Raw genomic sequence first — 15528 nt, 5'->3', positions numbered from 1 at the left:
TTCAGCCTACGGTCTCGCGTCAGTCGAGCCGGTCCGGGTCGGTGCCGGTGCGCTCGCCGTTCTCGAGCGCCGAGATCGCGGCCAGGTCGTCGGCGTCGAGGGTGAAGTCGAACACCGCGAAGTTCTCCGAGATCCGCGCCGGTGTGGCCGACTTGGGGATGACGATGTTGCCGAGCTGCAGGTGCCAGCGCAGCACCACCTGCGCGACCGTGCGCCCGTGCTTCTGGGCGATGGCCCCGAGGTCGGAGGTGGCGTCGGATCCGTCCGCGGCGGGCGTGAAGAAGCGGCCGCGGGCGAGTGGCGACCAGGCCTCCGTCGCGATGCCGTGTGCCGCGTTGACGGCGCGCAACTCCCGCTGGGGGAGGAACGGGTGGAGTTCGATCTGGTTGACGGCCGGGGTGACCTCCGCCGACTCCAGGAGTCGTTCGAGATGGCTGCGGTGGAAGTTCGAGACGCCGATGGAGCGCGTACGTCCCTCGGCCCGCAACCGCTCGAGCGCGCGCCAGGTCTCGCGGTAGCGGTCCTGCCCCGGGGCCGGCCAGTGGATGAGGTACAGGTCGACGTGGTCGAGGCCGAGGAGGTCCAGGCTCGTGTCGAACGCGCGCAGCGTCTCCTCGTACCCCTGATCGGTGTTCCAGACCTTCGTCGTGACGAAGAGCTCGTCGCGGGGGATGCCCGACTCGCGGATCGCGACGCCGGTGCCGCGCTCGTTGCCGTACAGCGAGGCGGTGTCGATGTGGCGGTACCCGACCTCCAGCGCCGTCTGCACGATCTCGGTGCTGGCGAGGTCCGGGACCTTGTAGACGCCGAAGCCGAGCTGGGGGATCGTGTGCCCGTCGTTGAGGAGGACGGTCGGGGTGCTGTCTGCCATGGCACCAGTATCCTCGACAGGGCCACCGTCACCGTCGAAAGGGAGCCCATGCCGCAACTCATGATCGTCACCGGGAGTGTCCGTCCCGAGCGGGTGGGCGGTGCCGTCGCCGACTGGGTCGCGGGTGTGGCCGAGGCGGACGAGCGGTTCACCGTCGACGCGGTCGATCTCCGGGAGCTGGCGTTGCCGTTCATGGACGAGCCCGCGCACCCGCGGAAGCGCGCCTACGTCCACCCGCACACGATCGCCTGGAGTGAGCGGGTCGATCGCACGGACGCCTTCGTGTTCGTGACGCCCGAGTACAACTACAGCTACGCGCCCGCCCTCAAGAACGCGCTCGACTACCTCATGCACGAGTGGGCGCGGAAGCCGGTCGGGATCGTCAGCTACGGCGGGCTGTCGGGCGGAACCCGCGGCGTCGTCGCGCTTCGACCCGTCCTGCAGGCACTCGGCCTCGTCAGTACCGGTGCGAACGTTGAGATCCCGTACGTTTCACGGCAGATCGCCGACGGGGTGTTCACGCCCAACGACCGCCAGACGACCATGCTCCCGATGCTGCTGGGCGAACTGGCCGCACTCGACGGGGCCCTCGCGCCGCTGCGCGCCGCCGACTGAAGCGGCGCGGCTCAGGACGGGTGGGTGTTGATCGGCTCGGTGTCGGGGATCGGGCTCGCATCGCGGCCGCGGAGGTCGGGGTGCCACCGGTGACCGATCCACGGGATGACGAAGCCGAACAGCGCGAACACGCCGGCCACCCAGAACGCGCCGACCGCTCCGGAGCCGTCGATGAGGAAACCTGCCGCCGCCGACCCCATCGCGGCACCGATGAGCTGACCGGTGCCGACCCAGCCGTAGGCCTCGGCGGTGTCGCTGAACTTCACACTCGCCGAGACGATGGCGAACAACACGGCGAGGGCCGGCGCGATGCCGATACCGGCGACGAAGAGGGTGACCGACAGCCACCAGGCGTTGAGGAAGAGGCTCGCGACGGCGAGTCCGGCGAAGACGATGAAGATCCGCCGCGCCAGCGCGTAGGGACCGATCGGCGTGTGTCCGAGGGCGAGGCCGCCGGCCAGCGAGCCGACCGAGAAGATCGCCAGGACGATACCGGCCTCGAGGCCGTCGTGCCCGAAGGTCGCGACGACGCCCGCCTCGACGGCCGAACAGGCGCCGATGAGGAGGAAGCCGACGACGGTGGCGAGGAGGACCGGCGGGCGCTTGAGCACCTGTCCGAGTTTGCGACGGCTCCTCGGGATGCGGACGCGCCCGACCTCCGGTGAGGAGATGAACCACAGGCAGCCGACGACCATGATCACCGCTGCCAGGGCGATGCCCCAGACCGTGCCGACCTGGGTGGACACGAAGGTGGTCACGACGGGCCCGAGCACCCAGATGATCTCCTGGGCCGAGGCGTCGAGGGAGAACAGCGGGGTGAGCTGCTGGGAGGTGACGAGCTTTGGGTAGATGGTGCGGACCGCGGGCTGGACGGGCGGCGTGCTCAGCCCGGCGACGAATCCGACCGCCATGTACGCGGGGACGGTCATGGTGACGAGGGCGATGGTCGTGACGGAGACTGCACAGACCGCGAGGGTGAGGAGGAGCACCTTGCGGATGCCCCAGACGCCCATCCACCGGCTCGTGAGGGGGCCGGCGATCGCCTGCCCGATGCTCGTCGCGGCGAGGACGAGCCCGGCGGCCCCGTAGGACCCGGTGACCTGCTCGATGTGGAGCAGGAAGGCCAGCGAGAGCATCCCGAACGGGAAGCGTGCGGTGAGCTGCGCCGCGATGATCCGGGCGACGCCGGGGGTACGAAGAAGGTCACGGTAGCTGCTCACAAGGACACCAGTCTAGGGACCGGTTCCGACACGCGCGACACGCCCGCGACACGCCCAAACCGACAACGGATGTCGGAGGTGCGGAGGAGAATCTCGCCTGTGGATAGATATCCCTCAGACGGGGGAGAAAAGGCCGTCAATCCGGGATTTTCGCGTCGCCCACGGGCGTTGTACCCAGTGGAGAACCGGTGGATAACTCGCCCGAAACGGTGGAGAACCCGGTGGAAAACTACAGGGCTGTAACTACTAGCCCTTGTGGTCAACCTGAAGACCGCCATCTATATGTAGTATTGGAACCCCGGCGCAGGACGCCGCGGGAATCACCAGATTTTGAGGGGAAGGCACGAAGAGCTATGGCAATCACGGTCTACACGAAGCCCAGTTGCGTGCAGTGCACCGCGACGTACCGCGCACTCGACAACAAGGGCATCGAGTACAACATCCTCGACCTCTCGGTCGACGAGAACGCGCTCGAGCAGGTCAAGGCCCTCGGCTACCTGCAGGCACCGGTCGTCATCACCGAGGAAGACCACTGGTCGGGCTTCCGTCCCGACAAGATCGAAGAGCTCGCCGCACGTCTGGCTTGAGCCCACGGTCGCAGGCGTCATCATGAGCCGGCTCCAGCAGCACCGCACCATCCGACCGTCCGGACGTCGACGAGGAGGCCACCCGTGCAACCACGGCTGATCTACTTCTCCAGCATTTCCGGCAACACGCATCGCTTCATGCAGAAGCTCGACCTGCCCTCGTTGCAGATCCCGCTGTATGCGAAAGACGAAGCCGTGCACGCCACGGCACCCTACGTCCTCGTGACCCCCACCTACGGCGGGGGCAACGGCGACGGAGCGGTGCCCAAACAGGTGATCCGGTTCCTCAACGTGGAGGCCAACCGCTCCCTGATCCGCGGGGTCATCGCCGCCGGCAACACGAACTTCGGCGAAGCCTACGGGCTCGCCGGCGACGTGATCGCCAGCAAATGCAAGGTCCCGCATCTGTACCGCTTCGAACTCTTCGGAACCCAGGACGATGTCACCACCGTCCACAATGGATTGGAATCATTTTGGCAGCAGCGCCAGTTTCAGTGATCGACGCACCGTCGACGAGCCAGATGGACTACCACTCGCTCAACGCGATGCTCAACCTCTACGGCCCGAACGGCGAGATCCAGTTCGACAAGGACCGTGAGGCCGCGCGGGAGTACTTCCTCCAGCACGTCAACCAGAACACCGTCTTCTTCCACTCGCTGAAGGAACGGCTCGACTACCTCGTCGAGAAGGAGTACTACGAGCAGGCAGTGCTCGACAAGTACTCGTTCGACTTCATCCAGGAGCTCAACGACCTGGCCTACTCGAAGAAGTTCCGCTTCCAGACCTTCCTCGGCGCGTTCAAGTACTACACCTCGTACACGCTGAAGACCTTCGACGGCAAGCGCTACCTCGAGCGGTTCGAGGACCGCGTCGTCATGACCGCCCTCGGTCTCGCCGACGGCGACCAGCAGCTCGCGGTCGCGCTCGTCGAGGAGATCATCGCGGGTCGGTTCCAGCCCGCGACGCCCACCTTCCTCAACTCGGGCAAGGCCCAGCGCGGCGAGCTCGTCTCCTGCTTCCTCCTCCGCATCGAGGACAACATGGAGTCGATCGCCCGTGGCATCAACTCCGCACTCCAGCTCTCGAAGCGTGGCGGCGGCGTGGCGCTCTCGCTGTCGAACATCCGTGAGTCCGGTGCACCGATCAAGCAGATCGAGAACCAGTCGAGCGGCATCATCCCCGTGATGAAGCTCCTCGAGGACTCCTTCAGCTACGCGAACCAGCTCGGCGCGCGTCAGGGCGCCGGCGCGGTGTACCTCAACGCACACCACCCCGACATCCTGCGATTCCTCGACACCAAGCGTGAGAACGCCGACGAGAAGATCCGGATCAAGACGCTGTCCCTCGGCGTCGTCGTCCCCGACATCACCTTCGACCTCGCGAAGAAGGGCGAGGACATGTACCTGTTCTCCCCGTACGACGTCGAGCGCGTCTACGGTGTACCGTTCGGCGACATCTCGGTGAGCGAGAAGTACCACGAGATGGTCGACGACTCCCGCATCAAGAAGACAAAGATCAACGCCCGCGAGTTCTTCCAGACCATCGCGGAGATCCAGTTCGAGTCCGGCTACCCGTACATCGTGTTCGAAGACACGGTGAACAAGGCGAACCCCATCAAGGGCCGCATCAACATGTCGAACCTCTGCTCGGAGATCCTCCAGGTCAACACGCCGACCACCTACAACGAGGACCTCTCGTACAAGGAGATCGGCAAGGACATCTCCTGCAACCTCGGCTCGCTGAACATCGCGCTCACGATGGACTCGCCCGACTTCGGTCGCACGGTCGAGACCGCCATCCGCGGCCTCACCTCCGTGTCCGACCAGAGCCACATCTCCTCGGTGCGTTCGATCGAGGACGGCAACGACAAGTCGCACGCCATCGGCCTCGGCCAGATGAACCTCCACGGCTACCTCGCCCGCGAGCGCGTGCACTACGGCAGCCCCGAGGGCATCGACTTCACGAACATCTACTTCTACACGGTGGTGTTCCACGCGCTGCGCGCCTCGAACCTCATCGCCAAGGAGCGCGGGGAGACCTTCGACGGTTTCGCCGACTCGCAGTACGCGTCGGGCGAGTTCTTCGACAAGTACATCGACCAGGTCTGGGAGCCCGAGACGGCTCGTGGCCGCGAGCTCTTCGAGCAGGCCGGCGTGCAGATCCCGACGCAGGCGGACTGGACGGCCCTCAAGGCGTCCATCCAGGAGTACGGCATCTACAACCAGAACCTCCAGGCCGTCCCGCCGACCGGTTCGATCTCCTACATCAACAACTCCACGTCGTCGATCCACCCGATCGCGTCGAAGATCGAGATCCGCAAGGAAGGCAAGCTCGGTCGCGTGTACTACCCGGCTCCGTTCATGACGAACGACAACCTGGAGTACTACGAGGACGCCTACGAGATCGGTGCCGAGAAGATCATCGACACGTACGCCGCCGCGACGCAGCACGTCGACCAGGGGCTGTCGTTGACGCTGTTCTTCAAGGACACCGCCACCACGCGCGACATCAACAAGGCGCAGATCTACGCGTGGAAGAAGGGCATCAAGACCATCTACTACATCCGTCTCCGGCAGCTCGCGCTCGAGGGCACGGAAGTCGACGGCTGCGTCAGCTGCATGCTCTAAGGAGCTTCGCGCTTCGTCATCTGCACTTCGACAGGCTCAGTGACCGGTATTCCGGTCCCTGAGCCCGACCCCGGTCCCTGAGCCTGTCGAAGGGCATCAGCATCACCGGTCCGTCGAGGGCCACGAGTATCACCGGTCCGTCGAGGGCCATCAGCATCACCGGTCCGTCGAGGGCCATCAGCATCACCGGTCCCTGAGCCTGTCGAAGGGCCAACCCCACTTCCCGATAGAGGACACCAATTCATGTCAGAGAAGCTCAAGCTGGTCGACCGCGTCCAGGCGATCAACTGGAACAAGATCGAGGACGAGAAGGACGTCGAGGTCTGGAACCGCCTCGTCAACAACTTCTGGCTGCCCGAGAAGATCCCGCTGTCGAACGACGTCCAGTCGTGGAACACCCTGACGCCGCAGGAGCAGCAGCTCACCATGCGCGTGTTCACGGGCCTCACGCTCCTCGACACGATCCAGGGCACCGTCGGCGCCGTCGCCCTCATCCCCGATGCGATCACCCCGCACGAGGAGGCCGTCTACACGAACATCGCGTTCATGGAGTCGGTGCACGCGAAGAGCTACTCCTCGATCTTCTCCACGCTCAGCAGCACGAAGGAGATCGACGAGGCGTTCCGCTGGTCGGTCGAGAACCCGAACCTGCAGAAGAAGGCGTCCATCGTCCTCGACCGCTACCACGGCGACGACCCGCTGAAGCGGAAGGCCGCCTCGACCCTCCTCGAGTCCTTCCTCTTCTACTCGGGCTTCTACCTGCCCATGCACTGGTCGAGCCGCGCGAAGCTCACCAACACGGCCGACATGATCCGCCTGATCATCCGCGATGAGGCCGTGCACGGGTACTACATCGGCTACAAGTTCCAGAAGGGACTCGAGAAGCTGACGCAGGCCGAGCGCGACGATGTCAAGGACTACACGTTCTCGCTGCTCTACGAGCTCTACGACAACGAGGTGCAGTACACGCAGGACCTCTACGACGAGGTCGGTCTCACCGAGGACGTCAAGAAGTTCCTGCACTACAACGCCAACAAGGCGCTCATGAACCTCGGCTACGAGGCCATGTTCCCGAAGACGGTCACGGACGTGAACCCGGCGATCCTGTCGGCGCTCTCCCCGAACGCCGATGAGAACCACGACTTCTTCTCGGGCTCCGGCTCCTCCTACGTCATCGGCAAGGCCGTGGTCACGGAAGACGAGGACTGGGACTTCTAGTCGCTGCGCTGAACGCCTGAGGGCCGGATGGAATCCACGATTCCATCCGGCCCTCAGGCGTTCAGCGTGTAGGGGCGTCAGCCGCCGAGGCCACCGAAGCCGGCCAGGAAGAAGTAGAAGAACGCCGTCGCGCCCTGGACGACCGGGAAGAAGAGCGCCGCGATCGCGGTGACCACGATCGTGAGGATGGCCACGAGCGCGACCAGGCTGACGACACCGTTGCGTCCGGCGCTCGGCGTCTCGACGGATTCGGCGACGAGCAGCTCGTCCATGGTCGCTTCGGTCGTCAGCATCGTTCTCCCTGTGGCTCTGGTGTCCTCGACCCTACCTGGCGATCCGCCGTGCGCCGCTGACTCGCCCGAGGATGTTCGAATCCGACGCGGAAACGCGCATATCCGGGCGACTCAGCGACGGCTGGTGGTCAGCGGCGGGTGGACCAGAGGGCCCAGGCGATGAGCACGGGCTGGAAGAAGAGCCGGGTGAACCGGCGGCTGTCGGTGTCGAGGCCGAAGGCGTCGCGGCGGTTGAGCCACTGGGAGAGGTTGCCCGGGAAGATCGCCGTGAAGAACGCCGCGGCGAGGTTGCCGACGGCCGTCCGCTTGACGCCTGAAGCGAGTGCCGCACCCAGGGCGATCTCGACGACGCCTGAGGCGAGCACGGTGGTGTCCTCGTCGATCGGGACCCATTCCGGCACCTGCGCCTGGAAGTCCTTCCGAGCGAAGGTCAGGTGGCTGATGCCGGCGAACACGAGTGCGCCTCCGAGCAGCAGACGTGCGGCGGTGCGGGCTTTCGATCCAGCCATGAGGGTCCTCTCGACGATGGTGATGTCACCACGCTATCCGGAGATCGGTGGACCGACGGCGGGTTGGAGTGCACAGATGTCCAGCAGCAGGCCGCTCAGCCGTCGATCTGCGAGTTCGCGTCGAGACGGTGCCAGGTGCGGTTGTGGTAGACGAGCGGCGCGCCGTCGAAGCTGGGGCTGAATGTCGGGACGGCGGGAGCGGGCGCCTCGGCAGCAGGCTCGGCCCGGACCGGCTCCTCGGCCGCTTGCAGCTGCGAGACGCTCGACTCCAGCGCGTGCACCGCGATGACCGTCGAGGTGCCCGCCTCCATGCGGTTGACGATGCGTCCGCGGATCCAGACGCCGTTGCCCGTGAAGTACGGCTCGCCCGTGGGCAGGCGGTCCCAGATGGAGGTGTCGGCGAAACGGTCGATCCCGCTCGTCGCGCAGAGCTTCGCGATGTGCAGTTGCTCGGAACCCAGGAGGTGGACGACGACGGTGTCGGACGCGGTGATGGTCGGCGCGCTCGAGGACAGCGACGACACGGAGAAGACGAGGAGCGGCGGTTCTGCACTGACGGAGAAGACCGAGGTGGCGGTGAGTCCCACCGGCCCGCTGCCGTCGTCCGCGGTGATGACCGAGACGCCGGCCGGGTGCTGACGGAACGCCGCCTTGAAGTCGTCGGGGGACAGGGAGGCGAAACCGGGGGCGACCTCGCCGCCGTCGACGGGGGACGGCAAGGTGGTCACGGAGGCGGCTGCCGGGTGGACTGAGCTCACGGGGGATCCTTCGAACGGCTGTGGACGACTGCTGCAACGCCGATTCGGTGGACGCTGCACAGGCTACGTTTCGCTCATCCGGCCGGAGCTGCAACTCTGTTACCCGGTGTGACGGTGACCGAGCGGTCGGGCGCAGGTCCCGTCGACCTCGCGTGCGTACGCTGGACGCATGCCCATCCTCATCGCCCCGGACGACCTCGCCGCTGTGATCGCCTCCGAGACGCCGGTGCGCGTCCTCGACGTGCGGTGGCGACTCGACGCGCCGGACGGACGGCCCGCCTACCTCGAGGGGCACCTGCCCGGCGCGGTGTACGTCGACCTCGACCACGAGCTGGCCGACCCCGTGCCGACCGGAGAACCGGCCGTCCGAGGCCGTCACCCCCTGCCCGATCGCGAGGCGCTCCAGGCGTCCGCGCGATCGTGGGGCGTCGACGACGGCGACGTGGTCGTGGTCTACGACGATCTCAAGAGCCTGTCGGCGGCACGAGCCTGGTGGGTGCTGCGGAACGCCGGCATCGCGGACGTCCGCATCCTCGACGGCGCGTTCCGGGCGTGGACGGACGCCGGACTGCCCGTGGAGCGCGGCGAGGTCGTCCCGGAACCCGGGACGGTCACGCTGACGACGGGTGTCCTGCCGACCATCGACATCGACACCGCCGCGACGTGGGCGGGCGAGGGACGGGTGCTGCTCGACGCGCGCGCCGGCGAACGGTACCGGGGCGATGTCGAACCGATCGACCCTCGGGCCGGTCACATCCCCGGAGCGCTCAGCACGCCGACGACCGCCAACGTCGGCGCAGACGGCCGATTCCTGTCGCCTGAGACCCTCCGCGAGCAGTTCCTCGCCGCGGGCGTGCCGGAGCACGCGACGGTCGCGACCTACTGCGGCAGCGGGGTGACCGCGGCGCACAATGCGGTCGCACTGACCTTGGCCGGCTTCGAACCGGTGCTGTACCCGGGGTCGTGGAGCGAGTGGGCGAACCACCCGGAGCGTCCGGTGGCGACGGGTCCCGGGGCCTGAATCGCTGACCCCGGTCATCGAGCTTGTCGAGATGCGCCCTTCGACAGGCTCAGGGACCGGGGAACGCTAGCCCGCGAGGACCTTCTGCAGGCGCTGCAACGACACCGACTCGGCCGTGCCCAGCTGCTGGGCGAACAGGCTGATCCGGAGCTCCTCGAGCATCCACCGGGCCTTCACAAGGTGCTCCGGAGCCTCGGCGGGCAGCGGGATCGTGCCGCCGGCGGCCTCGAACCGCGCCGACGCCGTCTGCGCCTCCGTCATCCACACGCGGTCGCGGTTCGGGTTGTCCGTCAGTCGCTCGGCGCGGTAACGGATGCCGGCGAGGTAGCGGGGCAGATGCTCGAGTCGTGCTGAGCCCGTTCGGGAGACGAAGCCCGGGAAGACCAGTCCGTCGAGCTGGCCCCGCATGTCGGTGAGCGCCGCGAGCAGCGTCATGCTCGTCGCCGCCTTCATGGCCTTCTCCGTGTCGCGCGCGGCCTGCAGGATGCGGGCGACGATGGCGACCGTCTGGAACATGCGGTCCATGACCGAGGCGGAGACGCGGTCGCGCAGCGTCTCGTACTGCAGCCGGGAGAACACCTGTCCGTCGGGCACCACGCGGAACAGGACGTCGTCGATGCAGGCGGCGAGGCAGTCCTCGAACAACGCCGGCGTCGACCGGTAGGGGCTCGTCGCGAGCGCGAGTTTCTCGTTGGCCTTGAGGTGCTGCTGCACGTAGGCCGTCGGGGACGGGATCGCAAGCAGGAGGAGGCGGCGCACCCCCGCGGGCATGGCGCGGGCCTGGTCGGCCTCCGTGCTCATGATCCGGATCGACACGCTCGTGCCGTCGTCGACGATCGCGGGGTAGCCGCGGATCACGCCGTCCTCTTGGCGGATGTCGATGAAGCGGGGGAGGTCGTCGAAGTCCCACCTGGTGAACCCGGAGCGCTCGATGGCGTTGGGCACTCTGGCGGCCGCGACCTTGGCGACGCTCGCCCGCGTGCGCTGCTTGAGGCGCTGCTGCAGCTCGACGAGGTCCTTGCCGCTGGCGAGCGTCCGGCCGCGCTCGTCGATGACCCGGAAGGTCACGAGCAGGTGCTCGGGGACGCGTTCCATCTCGAAGTCCGAGGCGGTGATGTCCATGTAGGAGAGCCGTTTGATCGCGTTCGCGAGACGGGTGGCGAAGGAGTCCTCGGCGGCGGGACTGCCGGGGGCGACCGCCGGGACGTCGGCGGGGAGCTCGGCGAGCAGCTTCGCCGCCCAGTCGGCCGCAGGCACGATGTTCCGACGCAGAGCCTTCGGGAGCGCCTTGATCATCGCCGTGATGAGGTCCCGACGGAGACCGGGGACCTGCCAGTCGAAGCCCGCGGGCGAGAGTCGGTCGAGCAGGGCGAGCGGGACGATGACCGTCACGCCGTCGTCGTCGCTTCCGGGTTCGAAGCGATAGCTGAGCTTCAACCGCTGGTCGGCCTGCACCCACTCGGCGGGGAAGCGGTCCTCATCCACCGCCGGAGCGTCCTCGGGGAGGAGGTCCTCCTGGCGCATCGTGAGCAGCTCGCGCTGGTCGACGCGCGTCTTGCGCCACCAGGACTCGAAGCCCCGCGTCGTCGAGATCTCGGCAGGGACGCGGGCGTCGTAGAAGTCGAAGACGGCTTCGTCGTCGAAGAGGATGTCGCGGCGTCGCGTCCGCTCCTCGAGCTCACTCAGCTCCTTGCGCAGCCGTCGATTCGTGCGGTGGAAGTCGAACAGCTTGTCGCGACCGATGTCGTGGGTCCACTCGCCGTCGACGAGCGCGTGCCGCAGGAACAGTTCACGGGCCTGCTCCTGGTCGATGCGACCGAACTGCACCCGGCGGCGCGGCACGATCGGCACGCCGAACAGCGTCACCTTCTCGAAGGCGACGGCGGAGCCCTGGTTCTTCTCCCAGTGCGGCTCGCTGTACGACCGCTTGCAGAGGTCGCCGGCGATCTGCTCCGCCCACGCCGGGTCGATCGAGGCGTTGGTGCGGGCGAACAGCCGACTCGTCTCCACGAGTTCCGCGCTCATCACGGCGTTCGGCTGCTTCTTCGCGAGCGCGGACCCGGGGAAGAGGACGAAGCGCGTCTGGCGGGCGCCGATGTAGTCGCCCTTCTTCGCGGTCTTCGTCGCCGGTGGAGCGTTCCGGCCCTTCACGACCGGAGCGACGGTCTGGTCCTTCAGTCCGATGTGCGAGAGGAGCCCCGCGAGGAGCGACTTGTGGATGCCGTCGGGGTTCACCGCCGGCTCGTTGATCGTCAGGCCGAGGGGCTTCGCCAGTTGACGCAGCTGGCGGTAGACGTCGTGCCACTCGCGGACGCGGAGGTAGTTGAGGAACTCGTTCTTGCAGAGCCGACGGAACGCGCTCGACGAGAGTTCGTCCTGTTTCTCCTCGAGGTAGTTCCAGAGGTTCAGGAGGGCGAGGAAGTCGCTCGTCGGGTCGACGAACCGGCGGTGCAGTTCGTCGGCCTTCTGCCGGTGCTCGAGCGGTCGTTCGCGTGGGTCCTGGATGGTGAGCGCCGCGACGATAGCGAGCACCTCCCGCGACACCCCGTGCTGCTTCGACTCCACGACCATGCGCGCGAACCGCGGATCGATCGGCAGGCGGCTGAGGTCGCGCCCCACCCGCGTGAGACGTGGACCGCCGCCGCGAGGTGAGCCGTCGGCGAAGGTGCGCGTCTCGATCGCGCCGAGTTCGGACAGCAGATCGACGCCGTCCTTGATGCCGCGGGCGTCCGGCGGTTGGAGGAAGGGGAAGGCGGCGATGTCGCCGAGGCCGAGGGAGATCATCTGGAGGATCACCGCGGCGAGGTTCGTGCGGAGGATCTCCGGTTCGGTGAACTCCGGGCGCTTCGCGAAGTCGTCCTCCGAGTAGAGGCGGATGGCGATGCCGTCGCTCGTGCGGCCGGACCGACCCGAACGCTGGTTCGCCGACGCCTGCGAGATCGCCTCGATGGGGAGCCGCTGCACCTTTGAGCGCACGCTGTAGCGCGAGATGCGGGCGGTTCCGGCGTCGATCACGTACTTGATGCCGGGCACCGTGAGGCTCGTCTCGGCCACGTTCGTCGCGAGGATGATGCGGCGGCGGAGGCCTGCCACGGTCGACGGCTGGAACACACGGTGCTGGTCGGCGGCGGAGAGCCGGCCGTAGAGCGGCAGCACCTCGGTGCCGGGCAGGTTGCGGCCGCGGATGGCGTCGGCGGCGTCGCGGATCTCCGTCTCGCCGGACAGGAAGACGAGGACGTCGCCCATCGACTCTCGCGCCAGCTCGTCGAGGGCCGCGTTGATGCCTTCGAGATAGTCGCGGTCGGCGGCCTCGGACTCGGGGGCGTCCTCATCGTCGTCCGTGGGCTCGTCGGCCACGAGCGGCCGGTAGCGGATCTCGACCGGGTACGTGCGGCCGGAGACCTCGACGATGGGCGCTCCGTCGAAGTGCTTCGAGAAGCTCTCCGGGTCGATCGTCGCTGACGTGATGATGACCTTGAGGTCGGGGCGCTGGGGGAGGAGCTGCTTGAGGTAGCCGAGCAGGAAGTCGATGTTGAGGCTGCGCTCGTGCGCCTCGTCGATGATGATCGTGTCGTACTTGCGCAGCATCCGGTCGCGGTGGATCTCGTTCAGCAGGATGCCGTCGGTCATCAGCTTGATCTTCGTCGCCTTCGACGCCTGATCGGTGAAGCGGACCTGGTAGCCGACGATGCCACCGAGCTCCTGGCCGAGTTCCTCCGAGATGCGTTCGGCGATCGTGCGCGCGGCCAGTCGTCGGGGCTGCGTGTGCCCGATGGATTCGCGACCGAGCTCGAGGCAGATCTTCGGCAGCTGAGTGGTCTTGCCGGAACCCGTCGCTCCCGCAACGATGACGACCTGGTGCTCGCTGATGGCACGCGCGATGTCCGCGCGGGCGGCACTGACCGGCAGCTCGGGCGGGTAGGAGATTCGGAGGTCGGACATCAGCCCTCCATCGTATCGGGCTGGACGCGGTGTGCTGCCGCTCCGGGCCTCCTAATGCAGCGGACCCTTCCTTCCGGTCCCTGAGCAACCTCCTTCGGTCCCTGAGCAACCTCCTTCGGTCCCTGAGCAATCTCCTTCGGTCCCTGAGCTTGTCGAAGGGCAGGCGGAGAACCTCGCGAACTCCGCAACGCCCCGCCGGTCCCTGAGCTTGTCGAAGGGCAAACGAGGAGACTTCCACAACCGGGCCGACTCGGCATCTGGAATGTCAGTGGTCCATGGTGGGCTTGTTCCATGACCGAGACCACCCTCACCGCAACCCGCGTCGGCGACACGTACGCCGCGCAGCTGGCGGAGTTTTCGGACGAGTGGGCTGAGATCCACCGGCAGCAGGCCGTCCTGGACACACGCAAAGCGCGACTCCTGGCCCGCTCCGCCGCCTACGCGGACGCGTTCGCGGACGCCACGGTCCCGGCGATCTTCCCGCCGGCCGAACGCCAGGCCCTCTCCCGTCGGTCGACCTGTGCAGCACTCGCGATGGCGACCCGAATACCGGAACGGACGATCCAGCGTGCGACGAACGACGCCGAACGTCTCGTCAACGAAGCGCCGGCCGTGCTCGAGTCGCTGGAGGCAGGCCGTATCTCGGTGCGGCATGCGCAGGTGATCATCGACCAGCTCAGCGACGTCCCTGCTGCTGGACGGGCGGTGTTCCTCGACCGCGTCCTCGTCGTCGCCGAGCGCACCACGGCCGCTGGCCTCCGCACGAGCGCCCGCGTGCTGCGCGAGCGACTCCACCCCGAGTCGATCACCGCACGTGCAACCCGCTCCGAAGCCGACCGCCGGGTCGAGTTCGAACCCGAAGCCGACGGCATGGCATGGGTGCACCTCTTCACCACCGCGCCCATCGCCCAGGGCATCATCGAGCGCGTCGAAGCAGCGGCCTCGGAATCTCGCGCAGCTGGCTACACCCGCACCTGCGCCCAGCTGCAGGCCGACGCCCTCGCAGCACTCGCGCTCACCGGCGTCACGCCCGAGGACGTGATGTCGAGCCCGGTGCTTCCGCATCCGATCGAGGTGCAGGAGCACATCAAGCCGACGGTGCAGATCACGGTGCCGGCGCTCAGCATGGCGGGCGTGAGCGATGCCCCGGCGATGCTCGACGGTTACGGCCCGATCGACCCCGAGACCGCGGCTCGCATCGCGGTGAACGCACCAAGCTTCACCAGGATCCTCGTCCAGCCGGAAACCGGCGCCGTCCTCTCCGTCGGGCGGAATCAATACCGGGTCCCGGCCGACCTGCAACGCGCGGTCCGCTTGCGGGACGGCACCTGTCGCGCACCAGGCTGCGGCAGGCGAGCCCGGGCCTGCGACCTCGACCACTCGGTCGCCTGGGAGGACGGCGGGACGACGGATGTCGGGAACCTCGCCTGTCTCTGTCGACATCATCACCGGATGAAGCATCTGCCCGGGTGGAACCTCGACCACGGTCCCGGCGGGGTCCTCGACTGGACGACACCCGACGGCAAACACCATCGGACCGAACCTGATCCCGCGCCCTTCTGACCAGTTTTGGTCCCTGAGCCTGTCGAAGGGGGTGGGTCCTCGTGGGCACTTCGACAAGCTCAGTGACCGGGAGGGGTGTGCCCGGGACGATGAGGCGTCCTCGTGGGCACTTCGACAGGCTCAGTGACCGGGAGGGGTGTGCCCGGGACGATGAGGCGTCCTCGTGGGCACTTCGACAGGCTCAGTGACCGGGAGAGGTTCACTGAAGGTGATTCGGTCCCTGAGTTTGTCGAAGGGTGAGCGGGAGAGGGGCGGCCGGATGAACCCGGTCCCTGAGCCTGTCGAAGGGCAGTCGGGCTGTGGC

At 67.3% G+C, this 15528-nt stretch carries 13 protein-coding genes; 7 read left to right on the top strand and 6 right to left on the bottom strand.

The window, feature by feature from the left end; genetic code table 11:
• Positions 1-19: 19 nt before the first annotated feature.
• Positions 20-871 carry an aldo/keto reductase gene (locus ACQG07_RS02995; protein ID WP_426737103.1) on the bottom strand — a complete coding sequence of 284 codons (852 nt, stop codon included), beginning with the start codon at positions 869-871 and terminating at the stop codon, positions 20-22.
• 48 nt (positions 872-919) lie between these two features.
• Here ACQG07_RS02995 and ACQG07_RS02990 point away from each other — a divergent pair, with 48 nt between their 5' ends.
• Complete coding sequence (locus ACQG07_RS02990) at positions 920-1486, top strand: NADPH-dependent FMN reductase (protein ID WP_159878112.1); 567 nt, start codon at positions 920-922, stop codon at positions 1484-1486.
• Between the two features lie 11 nt (positions 1487-1497).
• Here ACQG07_RS02990 and ACQG07_RS02985 read toward each other — a convergent pair whose 3' ends face one another.
• Positions 1498-2706, bottom strand: coding sequence for an MFS transporter (locus ACQG07_RS02985; RefSeq protein WP_086474343.1), 1209 nt, complete (start codon positions 2704-2706; stop codon positions 1498-1500).
• A gap of 353 nt (positions 2707-3059) precedes the next feature.
• Between ACQG07_RS02985 and nrdH the strand changes: the two genes are divergently transcribed.
• The 4 genes from nrdH (at position 3060) to nrdF (ending at position 7138) form a co-directional block, all read left to right on the top strand.
• The gene (gene nrdH, locus ACQG07_RS02980) at positions 3060-3293 is read left to right on the top strand and encodes a glutaredoxin-like protein NrdH (protein WP_056007615.1); all 234 of its coding nucleotides are present in this window, start codon (positions 3060-3062) and stop codon (positions 3291-3293) included.
• A gap of 84 nt (positions 3294-3377) precedes the next feature.
• Positions 3378-3791, top strand: coding sequence for a class Ib ribonucleoside-diphosphate reductase assembly flavoprotein NrdI (gene nrdI / locus ACQG07_RS02975; protein WP_064296523.1), 414 nt, complete (start codon positions 3378-3380; stop codon positions 3789-3791).
• A 23-nt stretch (positions 3792-3814) separates the two neighbouring features.
• Entirely contained in the window at positions 3815-5920 is a 2106-nt protein-coding gene (nrdE, locus tag ACQG07_RS02970) for a class 1b ribonucleoside-diphosphate reductase subunit alpha (RefSeq protein WP_079706251.1), read from the top strand.
• Between the two features lie 243 nt (positions 5921-6163).
• Positions 6164-7138 (top strand): class 1b ribonucleoside-diphosphate reductase subunit beta, encoded by a 975-nt coding sequence (gene nrdF, locus ACQG07_RS02965; protein ID WP_056007612.1) that lies wholly within the window; start codon positions 6164-6166, stop codon positions 7136-7138.
• A gap of 77 nt (positions 7139-7215) precedes the next feature.
• On the opposite strand, the gene ACQG07_RS02960 is transcribed toward nrdF, so the two are convergent.
• The 3 genes from ACQG07_RS02960 to ACQG07_RS02950 form a co-directional block, all read right to left on the bottom strand.
• Positions 7216-7431: a hypothetical protein gene (locus tag ACQG07_RS02960; RefSeq protein ID WP_426737102.1), complete on the bottom strand. Its 216-nt coding sequence runs from the start codon at positions 7429-7431 to the stop codon at positions 7216-7218.
• Between the two features lie 128 nt (positions 7432-7559).
• A complete protein-coding gene (locus ACQG07_RS02955) occupies positions 7560-7940 on the bottom strand; it encodes a DoxX family protein (protein ID WP_079705419.1) in 381 nt (126 codons plus the stop codon).
• Positions 7941-8035: 95 nt separating this feature from the next.
• On the bottom strand, positions 8036-8659 hold the full coding sequence (locus ACQG07_RS02950; RefSeq protein WP_197977568.1) for a flavin reductase family protein: 624 nt from the start codon (positions 8657-8659) through the stop codon (positions 8036-8038).
• A gap of 208 nt (positions 8660-8867) precedes the next feature.
• On the opposite strand from ACQG07_RS02950, the gene ACQG07_RS02945 reads away from it, so the two are divergent.
• Complete coding sequence (locus ACQG07_RS02945) at positions 8868-9719, top strand: sulfurtransferase (RefSeq protein WP_426737101.1); 852 nt, start codon at positions 8868-8870, stop codon at positions 9717-9719.
• A gap of 66 nt (positions 9720-9785) precedes the next feature.
• Here the strand turns inward: ACQG07_RS02945 and hrpA are convergent, their stop codons facing one another.
• Complete coding sequence (gene hrpA, locus ACQG07_RS02940) at positions 9786-13661, bottom strand: ATP-dependent RNA helicase HrpA (protein WP_426737100.1); 3876 nt, start codon at positions 13659-13661, stop codon at positions 9786-9788.
• A gap of 291 nt (positions 13662-13952) precedes the next feature.
• Between hrpA and ACQG07_RS02935 the strand changes: the two genes are divergently transcribed.
• Positions 13953-15224, top strand: a complete 1272-nt coding sequence (locus ACQG07_RS02935; RefSeq protein WP_426737098.1) for a DUF222 domain-containing protein — start codon at positions 13953-13955, stop codon at positions 15222-15224.
• Positions 15225-15528: the final 304 nt, after the last annotated feature.

Source organism: Plantibacter sp. 2H11-2, assembly GCF_050031945.1.
Classification (GTDB): domain Bacteria; phylum Actinomycetota; class Actinomycetes; order Actinomycetales; family Microbacteriaceae; genus Plantibacter; species Plantibacter auratus.
The sequence above is the reverse complement of the archived record's forward strand: the minus strand, read 5'-3'. Positions and strand labels throughout refer to the sequence as shown.

Coding starts and splice junctions, on each gene's coding strand:
- hrpA (WP_426737100.1), bottom strand. CDS start 13,661: ATGTCCGACCTCCGAATCTCCTACCCGCCCGAGCTGCCGGTCAGTGCC.
- nrdH (WP_056007615.1), top strand. CDS start 3,060: ATGGCAATCACGGTCTACACGAAGCCCAGTTGCGTGCAGTGCACCGCG.
- ACQG07_RS02955 (WP_079705419.1), bottom strand. CDS start 7,940: ATGGCTGGATCGAAAGCCCGCACCGCCGCACGTCTGCTGCTCGGAGGC.
- ACQG07_RS02960 (WP_426737102.1), bottom strand. CDS start 7,431: ATGCTGACGACCGAAGCGACCATGGACGAGCTGCTCGTCGCCGAATCC.
- ACQG07_RS02995 (WP_426737103.1), bottom strand. CDS start 871: ATGGCAGACAGCACCCCGACCGTCCTCCTCAACGACGGGCACACGATC.
- ACQG07_RS02945 (WP_426737101.1), top strand. CDS start 8,868: ATGCCCATCCTCATCGCCCCGGACGACCTCGCCGCTGTGATCGCCTCC.
- ACQG07_RS02935 (WP_426737098.1), top strand. CDS start 13,953: ATGACCGAGACCACCCTCACCGCAACCCGCGTCGGCGACACGTACGCC.
- nrdF (WP_056007612.1), top strand. CDS start 6,164: ATGTCAGAGAAGCTCAAGCTGGTCGACCGCGTCCAGGCGATCAACTGG.
- nrdE (WP_079706251.1), top strand. CDS start 3,815: ATGGACTACCACTCGCTCAACGCGATGCTCAACCTCTACGGCCCGAAC.
- ACQG07_RS02990 (WP_159878112.1), top strand. CDS start 920: ATGCCGCAACTCATGATCGTCACCGGGAGTGTCCGTCCCGAGCGGGTG.